The sequence below is a fragment of the Flavobacterium bomense genome (assembly GCF_003970355.1).
Genome location: NZ_RYDJ01000001.1, coordinates 240121 through 252745, shown reverse-complemented (window position 1 = coordinate 252745; position 12625 = coordinate 240121). Strand labels below are relative to the sequence as shown.

Here is a 12625-nt window from a genome sequence, read left to right as displayed (position 1 = left end):
AATATGGAAGAAAATAACAAATCTTTAATTTCTGCAAATAATTCATTAGCAAAAATTGAGAAACAAATTGCTATTGGAGATAAAATTTTAGAAAAAGCAAATCAATCATTTATATTATTAATTAGTAAGGATTTCCTTTTTCAAATAATATCGCTAAATGATTACAAAAACTTAACTGCTAATTTAATTCTCAACAAAAAAACTAAAAATATATTTATTGAAAATTTAATAACAATAGAATTAGTTACTCGAACATCTAAAATAATATTTTTTACCAAATTCGGAAAATATTTCTCAACATCAATTGATAAAATATTGAAAATAAAAGATTTGAACGATTTATTTAATATTGAAATTCAAGACGAACTACTTGATGTTATATTAATCGATGAAAAAACAAATAATATAGAAAATAAATTTTTAATTTTTGCAACTCGAAATGGATTTGTAAAAAGTACAATCATTAGTTTATACTGCAACGAAAGTTTGACAAATGATATAGCCATTAGGCTAAAGGAAAATGATTCATTAATTAACGTAAAAATTGCAGATTATTTTGATGATCAAATTGTTATAGGTTCTAAACACGGTAAATTAGTAAGATTTTCTGTGTATAAAATTAGACCTCTATCAAAAAATACGTATGGTTATATTGGATTAAAATTAGAAGAAGAAAATAATATTGTTATAGGCTTATCAATTATTGATAGCTTTGATGATTGCATTTTTATTATTACAGAAAAAGGTAAAATAAAAAAATCTTCAATAGATGAATATCGCATTACAAATCGGGGAGGCCAAGGTGTTAAAACAGCAAACATTACAAATAATACTGGCTTTATGTCACATCTTAAAACTGCGAAATATAAAGATATTTGTCTAATAATCACAAACTTAAATAATATGATTGTTTTTGAAATGTTTAATGTAAAAATGGTTGGCAGAGCTTCTGAAGCAATCAAAATAATTAAATTAATTGAAAATGAACAAATTCATACAATAGTAAAACTGCCTAACATAAATCAATTCTCATAATATAAAAATGGATAATTCTAAAATCGTTACACTGCTAAAGAGAATAAAAGATTTAGACACAAATTATAGTAAATTATTAGTTCCTCTGCCAATGAGTAAGCAAATTACATCTTATATGTTAATTAGAGAGGACTTACTTTTTGTTAAGACAAACGCTGAATTATTATTAGAAAGTAAAAAGAAGAAGCCAAGAAATGAGCATACAGAAGAAACTCTTTGGTACTCCTTAATAATTCTTTATGGAAGGTGTTTTAGTGATGCAACTAGAGGTCAAAAAGTTAAACTTGATAAAGAAGACTTTTTTAATATTAATAATGAAACTAATATTTTGTTAATTACGCACAATAAAATAATTGATATTAGAAATAATTTTTTAGCACATCGAGGTGATAATGAAAATGAAATTCCAATCGTATATGTTAAAATTCCAAAAGGTGAAATTCCTGAAGAATATACTATAGAATTTAAAATAGTTTCTACAAGATATGTTACAGAAAGTTCATCTTTTTTAGAACAAATTATTGATTTAGTTGATTTTCTTATTCCTAAAATAAAAATAAAAACAGATAAATGTGGTGAACGATTAAAAAAAGGAATTTTTAATTTAGATGCTGAACTTTTAAAAAAATTAACTATTGAGTAAAGTTAACTGTCCCGTCCTGAAAAAAGTTTACCCCGCTTACGCTAATAAGTTCAAGCGGAACGTTGTGAAACCTTGCTAAAAAATTAAAAATAAATAAATGGAATTTTTAGAATACTATATTAGCCCAAATGTCGATAAAATTAATCCAATTGAATTCATAAAGAGAGGATTTATAGCTTCTCGAATCTCGGAAATAAGAGAGAAATTATTTAAAGAAAATCCAATAATGACTTTGGGTGTTGATGAAAATTTTTTTAAGGAAAATGCAGAAAAAGATTGGAAAATATATTTTGAAAATGTGTTAAAAATAAAGGTTCCTGAAAGTTTCATTTGTTTATTAAGGAATAAATATTTATCTAAAAAACAACAAAAAAGTATTTTAAAAAAGCAAAGTTTATCTCCAATTGAAATGGAAGCTTTAATTATAAAAGCTTGGAATGATTTCAATTACAGCTATAGTTATTATCATTTTGATGTTTTAAAATTAAAAAAAGAGAACTGTAAATTACCAAATATTTTTCATTATAATGGTGAAAAATTAACTAAAATTGGAGAAACTAATTTAACCGATGCTGAGTTAAAACAAATAATGAATCAAAGAAACTCACGAGTTGTTCATTTTCTAGATAATGGGGAATCTTGGCATTGCTTCTTTATGACATATAGAAGTATAAGCGGGAAGGAAACTTGGGATTTGGAAAAACCACATTATCATTATATTTCAGATAAATGGAATATAAAAAGAGATGATGCAATAAAACAATTTAAAAATGAAAACTATCCATCAACAAATGTTCATATAGAATGTAATATTTAAAAAAAGGCATTTCCTCAGGCAGGCGAAGTCTCCCGACTTGGTTCCCATTCCAACAAGCAATTCAATCCCCCAAACCCTCAATCTCAATCTTCAATTTTTCTAAGTGACGATTGATTATTGCCCAAACTATTGAATTATCAATGCTGTCATAAGCGTGAACCAAGCGGTTTCGAAAACCAATGATTTGTTTGTCATTTTCAATTACAAATTCATTTTCCATTAGTCTTAATTTATTCAGGGCTTCTCCAATAATTACCAATTGTCTTTCGACGGCACTTTGAGTTTTTCTGTCTTTATCATACATATTGAAATCAGTAATGTCAATAGTAAATTCGCGAATTAAGGTTATCGCCATTAAGACATCAGAAAGATACTTTTTGCTCTTTTCCGTCATAAAGTAAAATTTTTGTAGTGTCTATATTTTTTCTAAGAATTGGATTTTTAATGGATGAATTGGTCAATAAATCAACTTTTCTTTGAAAAAATTCTTCGAGTTTGTCCCAAATATTCATCAAATTTTCCCCACGCTCGATTGGGTCTTCGGTATCAATTTCGATTAGTAAATCAATATCGCTGGATTCATCATTGAAATTTTCAGTAACAGCAGAGCCAAAAGCATAAATATTTTTAACATTATGACTATTGCATAATGTCAAAAATTCCGCTAATCTCATTTGTATAGACTCTTTCATTTTCATAAGGCTAAGATAGTTTATTTTTTTAAAAGATATTTTCTGTTTTATAGATAACACATCCAGAAAGAAAGGTGCTTTTTTTATCTTTGTAACCGTAATTAACAAAGCTTCTACATTATGGCAAAAGGACCCGAAAAAAACACCAAAAATAAGGCGTTGCATACCAAATTGCTCAATCGGAAAAAGACAAAACTTCAAGAAGAAAAAAAAGAAAAAGCCATGCGTTTGAAAGCGTTGGTTACCAAAATGAATCAGAAAAAGCGTAGTGACGAATCTGATGTCATTTAAATGGTTGCGCTAATCAATCGGTGCTAATCTGTGGCTAAAAAAAAACATTTCGATTCTTCACTATTTTGCCCGAAATTTGTAGCACATATTCAAATACAAAACCTATGGAATTCGGTAGAATAATTATTTCAGAAACAGCAATGAACAGTGGAAATCTCCAAGATGTAATTCACTCTAATATATCGGTAATCAACTTAATGCGTGAGGAAGGCGTGAACGATGATTTGATTCACGAAGATGCCATAATGAGTTATTATTTAGATTATTATACCGCACAATATACCGAAGGAAATTTTGCTCAATTTGTTCACAATTCGGGTTGGGATAAAGAACTAAACGAATTGATCGAAGAAGGTTTGGCTTTGATTGGTACTGAAAAGCACTTGGAATTGTTTCAACAACAATCCAAAAAAGTGAAATTAATGAGCAGTGTCAAGCTGAATAAATTCCTGAAAGGAAAACTCGAAGGCGTAAATCCTACTCGAGATTTGCTTAACAACGACACTTTTTTCGAAATTGAAGAAAACTTGATTACGTTGAATGCTGCTTTCTTAAAAACACACCCAGATTTTGAAGTTCTTTCTGTAGATGATATGTTTGCAGCCTTAGAGGAGTTTGTGGGACATGAGATTAAAAGGGAGTAGTTATTTTACATAGAAAAAGTACAAATAAACGTGGAGAGAGTTAAAGTATAACATAGCGAATCTCTGTGTTTTACATTTGTGTTTTTCTATGAAGTAACTTAAAGCATTCCATTCTTAATCTATCAAGACACAATCGCTTTGGTGTGAAATTTATAGTTGTTGTATTCTATTTCTAAGATGTAGATTCCAGATACCATGGTGTTATCTGGCGAAAATGTTAAGGTATTTCCATATACTTTGAACGATTTTTGGAAGACTTTTGTTCCTTGAATCGTAAACAACTGCACATTTATGTAATCACTTAAACTATCTTTAAAATTAATATTGATAGTATTGTTTGTAATTGGATTTGGATAAACAACAAAAAAGTGCTCATTTTCATAAGAAACGGTGTCTAAAGTTGCAGTTTTGAACAGGGCTAATTTTGTAAAAGTGCCACCCAAAACTTCCGCAGTTTGTGCTTCACTCATACACAACCAATCTTGCATAATCGAAGAATAAATTTGTCTAAAGTCAAATTGCATCGCAATCTGGTCTGAAACGGTTGGGTTTAAAGGTATGTTTGGTGAGGTTCCCATCATTCCTGAAACTGGATTTTGAGCGGTTATAGCACTAGATCCAGTATTCAAGGCGGCTCCAAAGAAAATTACAGGCGCTCCAGCTCCATGATCGGTACCAAGGCTACCGTTGCTTTTAATTCTTCGACCAAATTCGCTAAAAGTCATTCCTGTTACTAAATTTGATTTCCCCATAAGCTCTAAATCTTGTTGAAATGCATGTATTGCCTGCGATAAAATACTGAGATTTGTAGCATGAGCACCTTTGGTCTTATCAGCAGCATCCACTTGACCACTGTGTAAATCAGATGTATTAGGGTGATTGACAATGTAAATAGGAGTTTGTAATCCGCCGTTGATTAATTTAGCAACAATTTTTAATTGATCACCTAGTTTATTAGCACTGGGATATGTTGCGGTTTGTGACTGAGCAGTGTTAAAAGCAGTTTGTATTGCAGTGCGATACACATTGCTTTGGTCTTTCATTAAACGTAAAAAAGTCAACTCCGTTCCGTAATCAGAATTAGGTGCGGGATCCGTAATTTGATTAATAACGTTCAAAAGTGCATTTGGATCCGGAGCATTATAACCCATATTAATAGTAGGTCCTTGTAAAGAAAAAGGCAAAGTAGAACCTATTTGAATAGCCAATGGATCAGGCATGGCGCTATTAGGATAACCAATAGGGAAATTAGGATATATGGTATCTAGCGATCGTCCTAGCCAGCCATCATCAAGGGTTTGATTGCTATTAGAAGCTGTAAACCAAATATCAGTTGCTCTAAAATGACTGAAACTTGGATTGGGATAGGAAACCCCTTGAATAATCATTAATTTGCCATTATCATGCAAAGTTTTCATTTCAGACATTGCAGGGTGTATGCCAGTAGTGGTATTATTGGCCAGTGGCAGAACAGAATTTTGGTTCATCAATATATTCGAACGTGCGTTATTTAAATTTGTCCATTTATCTAAAGGGAAAACGGTATTTAACCCATCGTTACCGCCATTCATTTGAATGATAACCAAAATTTTTCCGCAATTTACCGCTGCGTTTGCCAAAACATCTAATGCATTACTTTCAATTGAAGCTGACGCCATTACAGGAATTCCATTCAAAGCTAAAGGGATGGAGGCTAATGCACTTGTTTTTATAAAACTTCTTCTTTTCATAACTTCAAAAGATTACATTAATTGGTATTCAGCAAGTTGAGTAAGAGTCACAAGCAAGGATTTAAGTCGAGATTTCACAATGTTTCGATTGGTTGTATTTGACGTGTCATTTAGGTAAAGTGTCCAAGCTGAGGTCCAGTAATCATTGCTTGTTTGATTGGAAAGTAGCGATTGAATTTTTATTTGCTCTTTTTGTGTACTACTAATATCAATGGGCAGTAAGTACTGTATAGATTCAGCAACTAATAAAGCACAAATAGCAGGACTAAATTGTTGAATAAAACCTATTATATCTACTTCTATCCGAGTTGTGAGCAAGTTGTAAGTAAGATTGTAACCGTTGAAAATTTTATTTAAGAAATCGAATCTTTTTTGAGTGGTACTGGAATTGATCCAATATTCATGAAAAGACGGATTTTGATAAAAAGCAACCCAACCGGAAACATTTGGAATTTTCCCCATAGTTTGTTCTAAACCGCTCAAAACAGTATTGTTGAAGTAATTCCAAACTCGGTATTGCGCTTCAAAATTAGTTGCGTCTGTAACCGTATAATTCAAGTTAAAAGTCCGCAAACTACCAATGACCAGATCAAAAGGCGATTTAATGTAAACGCCTCTATTGGCCATATCATAAAAATGTTGGCTTTTGAAAAGTTGGTTTAATACCGGTGCGATTTCCCAATTGTTAGCTACAAATGTTTGTGCTAATGGCCTAATAATGTTTGACTCTATTGTGGCATCGATATCGTAATAGATAAAATAGCGATATAATCGGCGGCAAATATATTCTGAAACTACTTGTGATTTAGTGAAAATCATATCAATCAAAGCATCTAACTCTGAAGCACCCGCATTGCTAATGACGGTATTGTTAAAAAACGAGGAGAACTGCTTATTGCTCGTATCATGAAAATTGGTATCAAAATTAGTGCTGGGTGTTGCTGTATTTAAATTTACAACTCTCCATCCTGTTAATACTTTTGCTGCTTGTATCACATCAGCTTCAGTATACTGGCTTAATGGGTCTTTTCCTAGAGTAAAAAGCTCCATAAGTTCTCGTGCAAAATTCTCGTCTGGAGATGTTTTTGTGTTGGCTTGATTATTTAAATAGTACATCATAGCGGGCTGTGTAGCCATTTTTCTGATCAGTGTTTTGTAATTTCCAAGCGGATTATCTCGAAACATTTTCATGTAGGAGTACAATATGCGACATGAATTACTGCCCGCATACGAAAATGGTGTGCTGCGTACGGTGTCAAAATCTACTGGAATAAAATGATACCAAAACCAAGTCATTTTTTCCTTAATAGTCAAATTTTGATTACAAGCTAAACCAAAATTCCACTGTGATAATGAATCTATTCTTCTCGAGTTAGTGGTATTGGTTCCCGCAGGCAATGGGTCATTTGTCCAGTCAGCTCCGTAGGGCAAGTTGCTCTCATCTGGAGAATAATTATTGTATGAATTTACGGGAGGCGCAGGCGCAGTAGTGCTGATGTTCAACACGGCATTGACTGCATTTGTCATATTTAAAGCGAGTAACACATCAACATCGGCTTTTCTAAAACCATAACCAGTACGTTTTAGCAAATGCAGTACTTCTTGCTTGCCCCAACTACCGCTGTAGGGATTTAATCCACTGTTAACAGGAACTACTCTATCGGTAAAAGCCGATTTTGTAGCGCTTTTAACGCTTTGATATCTTCTGCCTGTAAATATTTTTCGGGAATATTTTTCAAATAATGGATCTTTGGTATCCTGATTAATTTTTAATTTATTTAGTATTAAATTAAATAAATTTCTACGGTTAATAGTATTACTCATAACGATTTCAAATTTGATTTGTACAATCGACTCCCTACTACTTTATTATTTTCTAATAAGTAAAAATAGCTACTCAAAATTATGTTTTTTTACAATACGTTCAACGTGCTATAAATGTTGTACTTAAATAATGTATTGTTCAAATTGCTGCAAAAATTTATAATCGGGTCATTAAAACTACACAAAAAACTTTCTCGATTATTTATTTTATTTAAATCTATAGGCGCGCAAAAAATGGCGGTGCAATTCCCCTTTTTAATTCGATTTTTGATAAAATTTTTATCTCATACTACCAAACATTTCCCTAAATTTGCTTCCATTAATATATAAGTTAGCGTTAAAAAAATCAAGCTATGTTACAAATCGCATTTATTAGAGAGAATCAGGAAAAAGTAATCACCGCTTTGGCAAAGAGAAATATCGATGCTACAAGTGTTGTTGAAGAAGTGGTACAACTGGATGAAAAACGTCGCGCTACGCAAGTGGAGCTAGACAGCATTTTATCCGAATCTAATAAATTATCCAAGGATATTGGCGAATTGATGAAAGCGGGAGAGAAATCTAAAGCCGCAATCTTAAAAGAAAAAACTGTTTTAAATAAAGAGAAAAGCAAGAAATTAGCCGAAACTGCTGATGCACTTGCCGCTGAACTTTTAGAAAAATTATATACCTTACCCAATCTTCCTGCTGATATTGTTCCTATTGGAAAAACACCGGAGGAAAACCTGAACGTTTTTGAAGAAGGGGAAATCCCAGTTTTGCATGAAGGCGCGCAACCACACTGGGAATTGGTAAAAAAATACGACATTATCGATTTTGAATTGGGAGTAAAAATCACAGGCGCAGGATTTCCGGTTTATAAAGGAAAAGGAGCAAAATTACAACGTGCTTTGATCAATTATTTTCTGGACAAAAATACCGCTGCAGGATATAACGAAGTTCAGGTGCCACACATGGTAAACGAAGCATCTGCTTATGGAACGGGACAATTGCCCGACAAAGAAGGGCAAATGTACCATGATAAAACGGATGATTTATACTTGATTCCAACTGCTGAGGTTCCAGTAACGAATTTGTTTCGGGATGTAATTTTAAACGAAAGTGAATTACCGGTTTTGACCACGGCTTACACGCCTTGTTTTCGTCGTGAAGCAGGTTCTTATGGTGCGCACGTACGTGGATTGAACCGTTTACATCAATTTGACAAAGTCGAGATTGTTCGTGTAGAGCATCCCGATAAATCGTATGAAGCCTTGGACGGAATGGTGGAGCATGTAAAAAGTATTTTGCAGGAATTGAAATTACCCTACAGAATATTGCGTCTTTGTGGCGGCGATATGGGATTCACAGCAGCGTTAACCTATGATTTCGAGGTGTTTTCTACTGCACAGGACCGTTGGTTAGAAATCAGTTCGGTTTCTAATTTTGAGACTTTTCAAGCAAATCGGTTGAAATTACGTTTTAGAGATAAAGATGGAAAAAATCAATTAGCACACACCTTAAACGGAAGTTCATTGGCTTTGCCAAGAGTTTTGGCAGCACTTTTAGAAAATTACCAAACTCCGGAAGGAATCGTAATTCCTGAGGTTTTGCGTGCTTATTGCGGATTTGATAGTATCAATTAGTTAAAACACTACTGAAAAATATTTTGTTGATGAAAAAGATTACGGTGTTCTGTGGCTCCAGTTTTGGGAATGAAAAAAATTATGAGGTTCAAGCGATAGTACTGGGACAGGTAATGGCTAAGAAGAACATTGATTTGGTTTACGGTGGCGCAAAAGTTGGTTTAATGGGTGCGGTTGCTGACGGTGTTTTGAGTGAAAACGGAAAAGTATTTGGTGTTTTACCCCGTTTTTTGATGTCTAAGGAAGTGGCTCACGATAATTTGACCGAGTTAATCATTGTGGAAAGTATGCACGAAAGAAAAACCAGAATGAATGAATTAAGCGATGGCGTAATTGCATTGCCTGGTGGATTTGGAACTTTAGAGGAGTTTTTCGAAATGCTCACGTGGGGGCAACTCGGACTTCATAAGAAACCCATTGGGATTTTAAACGTTGATGGATTTTATGATTTATTATTGCAATTCATCCAAAAAATGGCTGATAACGGTTTTTTAAAAGAAATCAATCAAAAGATGATTTTGGTTAGTGATAATGCGGAAGAATTGCTGAACAAAATGGAAAATTACACCGCACCGGAAGTTGGAAAATGGATTAAAAAAGGAAATGAATAAAGACACGAATATGTATTCCAACACCTAATCTGAATTAGAAAAACAGATAAAAAATGAAAAAAATCGTTCTCTTAATACACCTGTTTTTATCGTTATTTGCTTTCGCCCAAAACGAACAATTGGCACAGTATTATTATGATAAAGGCGATTTTGAAAAAGCCAAAATCAGTTATGAAGAATTACTGCAAGAGATTCCATTAAACTCTCAGTATTTTTTAAGAATAATCGATTGTTCACAGCAATTGCAACAGTTTGAAAGTACCGAAAAAGCCATTCAAGAACGACTTGACAAGTACAATCAAGGAAATCTTCTGGTAGAATTAGGATATAATTTTCAGTTGCAAAAAAATGATGATAAAGCCAAGATGTACTACGATCAGGCATTAGACCGCATCAGAAAAAATCCAAATCAAGTGTACGGAATTTCAAACACTTTTGAGCGAAAAGTGCTACTTGAATACGCGCTGAAATCCTACCAAATCGCAGTAGAATTAGAGCCTAATTTTAATTTCAATTATCAAATAGGATTGCTTTACGGTCAATTGTCTAATATAGAAATGATGATTTCCACTTTTCTGGATGAAGCGTTTGCTAATCCTCAAAACTCCATTCGAATCCAAAATCAGCTGGTTCGTTTTATGGCTGATGAAGGCGATGCAAATTTCAATGAATTGTTGCGTAAAGCTTTAATTGTAAGGACGCAGAAAAATCAAGACATTTTTTGGAACCATTATCTGAGTTGGTTTTATGTACAGGAAAAGGAATTTGGGAAAGCATTTATTCAGCAAAAAGCCATTTATAAACGCAATCCAGAATCGCTTGCTACGATTGTAAATTTAGGGCAACTGGCAATTGAAGAAGAGAATGAGGAAGCGGCAAAGGAAATTTTAGGGTTTGTATTGCAAAACACACTAGATTTAGAATTGCTGATCCAAGCGAATTCGTATTTGATTGCGATGAAAATTGAAAAAGCAACCGAAAAAGACTTTGCCGCGATCAGCAAAGAATTAGACGGTTTGATGAAACAATTTGAAATAAGTCCTTTTACCTTATCTTTGCAGCTGATTCAGGCACATTTCACGGCATTTAAGTTAAAAAAACCGGAGGAAGGAAAGGCAATAATCAAGAGAGCGCTGGAATTGCAATTGAATGATTATCAGGTGGCTGATGCCAAAATGGAACTGGCAGATATTTTGTTGTACGAAGAAAAATTCAATCAGGCGTTGATCTATTATTCGCAGATTGAATTGGACTTGAAGAATGATGTAATGGCGCATGAAGCCAGTTTGAAAGCCGCAAAAACGAGTTATTTTAAAGCTGATTTTGCTTGGGCGTTGAAACAATTTAAGGAATTGAAATCAGCCAATACACAGTTGATTGCGAATGATGCTTTGGAATATTTTCTGTTAATCAATGACAATACCGTCGTTGATTCGACACAAACGGCTTTGAAACAATTTGCCAAAGGAGATTATCTGTTGTATCAAAATAGGAATCAGGAAGCGATAACGCAGTTTCTATCGATTTTAAAAAATCATAAAGGTCAGCAAATAGAAGCCGTGACGTTGTTGCGTTTGGGAAATATTTACGAAGAAACGGGCGATTTTACTTTGGCTTTAAGCCAATACCAAACGATTATGGATCAGTATAGCGATGGGATTTACATAGACGAAGCGCTGTATTTTTCGGCAGAGATATATAAAAAACAACTGCTATTGCCTGATAAAGCGAAACCTTTGTATGAGAAGATTATTTTTAATCATCAGGACAGTATTTATTTTGTGGAAGCCAGAAAGAAATTCAGGCAATTGAGGGGAGATACTAATTTATAAAAAAGTTTAACTGTTTAATCGATTAACCAGTTAACCAATTAAACAAAAAAATGATACTATACAACGTTACTACAAACATACACGAAAGCGTGCACGATCAATGGATGATTTGGATGCAACACAAACACATTCCAGAAATTCTGGCTACAGGAAAATTCTCTTCGGCAAGAATGGTACGGGTTTTAATTGAAGAAGAAATGGGCGGAGTTACCTATTCCGTTCAATATGTGACGGACAGCAAAGACACTTTGGAGAAATATTATCTGGAGGACGCACCGGCTTTTCGTGAAGAAGGAGCGAAGCTGTTTGGAGACAAAATGCTGGCGTTTAGAACGGAATTAGAATTGATTGCGGATTATTAAAAAAGTGTTCAGTGTTCGTCTTTTTAGTGTTCAGTTTGGGAATAATAAATCTTGAAGTGGGAAATTACGATATTAAGTTCAAATTGTAAAAGTAAATATAATTGGAGGTCGCAATTTGCGACCTCCAATTCTGAAAAGATGGGTTTGCGATATGCTTCGATGGCTTTTACAGAACACGGCGTATTAATGTTATTGAGTGTTTTGAATAGTGAAAAAGCAATTCAAACCAATATTCAGATAATGCGGATATTTACAAAAACGAGGCAAATGCTCTCCGATAATTCGGATTTACGTATTGATTTTGAAACAATGAAAAAGAAAATTGAAAATCAGGGAAAAAACATAGAACTCGTTTTTCAATATGTAGATGAACTTATGGAAAAGAAAGAAATCATTCCAGAACGAGGAAAAATAGGATATAAGAAGTAGTTGCAATATTGATTTTGCGATAGTTTTCTGGATATTTAATACAATACAGTAGTGCCTTAGGGGCAAAATAAACCTAACAATAAAGTGAGA

General features: G+C 33.2%; 14 protein-coding genes. 10 read left to right on the top strand and 4 right to left on the bottom strand.

Annotated elements, in window-relative coordinates; translation table 11 throughout:
- Nucleotides 1–3 precede the first annotated feature (3 nt).
- The 3 genes from EKL98_RS01080 (at nucleotide 4) to EKL98_RS01070 (ending at nucleotide 2495) form a co-directional block, all read left to right on the top strand.
- Nucleotides 4–1035 carry a DNA gyrase C-terminal beta-propeller domain-containing protein gene (locus EKL98_RS01080; RefSeq protein ID WP_126561325.1) on the top strand — a complete coding sequence of 344 codons (1032 nt, stop codon included), beginning with the start codon at nucleotides 4–6 and terminating at the stop codon, nucleotides 1033–1035.
- Between the two features lie 7 nt (nucleotides 1036–1042).
- Nucleotides 1043–1678 (top strand): hypothetical protein, encoded by a 636-nt coding sequence (locus tag EKL98_RS01075; protein ID WP_126561324.1) that lies wholly within the window; start codon nucleotides 1043–1045, stop codon nucleotides 1676–1678.
- A gap of 97 nt (nucleotides 1679–1775) precedes the next feature.
- A complete protein-coding gene (locus EKL98_RS01070; RefSeq protein WP_126561323.1) occupies nucleotides 1776–2495 on the top strand; it encodes a hypothetical protein in 720 nt (239 codons plus the stop codon).
- Between the two features lie 61 nt (nucleotides 2496–2556).
- On the opposite strand, the gene EKL98_RS01065 is transcribed toward EKL98_RS01070, so the two are convergent.
- The gene (locus tag EKL98_RS01065) at nucleotides 2557–2889 is read right to left on the bottom strand and encodes a HepT-like ribonuclease domain-containing protein (protein ID WP_126561322.1); all 333 of its coding nucleotides are present in this window, start codon (nucleotides 2887–2889) and stop codon (nucleotides 2557–2559) included.
- Nucleotides 2858–3187, bottom strand: a complete 330-nt coding sequence (locus tag EKL98_RS01060; RefSeq protein WP_233589339.1) for a nucleotidyltransferase family protein — start codon at nucleotides 3185–3187, stop codon at nucleotides 2858–2860. Before EKL98_RS01060 ends, EKL98_RS01065 begins: the two co-directional genes overlap by 32 nt.
- A gap of 120 nt (nucleotides 3188–3307) precedes the next feature.
- Between EKL98_RS01060 and EKL98_RS17815 the strand changes: the two genes are divergently transcribed.
- Together EKL98_RS17815 and EKL98_RS01055 are read left to right on the top strand one after the other, a co-directional pair.
- Nucleotides 3308–3478, top strand: a complete 171-nt coding sequence (locus EKL98_RS17815; protein ID WP_197037238.1) for a hypothetical protein — start codon at nucleotides 3308–3310, stop codon at nucleotides 3476–3478.
- Nucleotides 3479–3582: 104 nt separating this feature from the next.
- Entirely contained in the window at nucleotides 3583–4122 is a 540-nt protein-coding gene (locus tag EKL98_RS01055; RefSeq protein WP_126561320.1) for a DMP19 family protein, read from the top strand.
- A gap of 122 nt (nucleotides 4123–4244) precedes the next feature.
- On the opposite strand, the gene EKL98_RS01050 is transcribed toward EKL98_RS01055, so the two are convergent.
- Nucleotides 4245–5852 (bottom strand): DUF1501 domain-containing protein, encoded by a 1608-nt coding sequence (locus tag EKL98_RS01050; protein WP_126561319.1) that lies wholly within the window; start codon nucleotides 5850–5852, stop codon nucleotides 4245–4247.
- 12 nt (nucleotides 5853–5864) lie between these two features.
- A complete protein-coding gene (locus tag EKL98_RS01045; protein ID WP_126561318.1) occupies nucleotides 5865–7676 on the bottom strand; it encodes a DUF1800 domain-containing protein in 1812 nt (603 codons plus the stop codon).
- A 353-nt stretch (nucleotides 7677–8029) separates the two neighbouring features.
- On the opposite strand from EKL98_RS01045, the gene serS reads away from it, so the two are divergent.
- The 5 genes from serS (at nucleotide 8030) to EKL98_RS01020 (ending at nucleotide 12535) form a co-directional block, all read left to right on the top strand.
- Nucleotides 8030–9301: a serine--tRNA ligase gene (serS, locus tag EKL98_RS01040; protein ID WP_126451915.1), complete on the top strand. Its 1272-nt coding sequence runs from the start codon at nucleotides 8030–8032 to the stop codon at nucleotides 9299–9301.
- A gap of 29 nt (nucleotides 9302–9330) precedes the next feature.
- Nucleotides 9331–9912, top strand: coding sequence for an LOG family protein (locus EKL98_RS01035; RefSeq protein ID WP_126552953.1), 582 nt, complete (start codon nucleotides 9331–9333; stop codon nucleotides 9910–9912).
- Nucleotides 9913–9965: 53 nt separating this feature from the next.
- Nucleotides 9966–11744: a tetratricopeptide repeat protein gene (locus EKL98_RS01030; protein WP_126552955.1), complete on the top strand. Its 1779-nt coding sequence runs from the start codon at nucleotides 9966–9968 to the stop codon at nucleotides 11742–11744.
- A gap of 50 nt (nucleotides 11745–11794) precedes the next feature.
- Nucleotides 11795–12106 (top strand): DUF4286 family protein, encoded by a 312-nt coding sequence (locus EKL98_RS01025; protein ID WP_126451918.1) that lies wholly within the window; start codon nucleotides 11795–11797, stop codon nucleotides 12104–12106.
- Between the two features lie 138 nt (nucleotides 12107–12244).
- A complete protein-coding gene (locus EKL98_RS01020) occupies nucleotides 12245–12535 on the top strand; it encodes a hypothetical protein (protein WP_126552957.1) in 291 nt (96 codons plus the stop codon).
- Nucleotides 12536–12625: the final 90 nt, after the last annotated feature.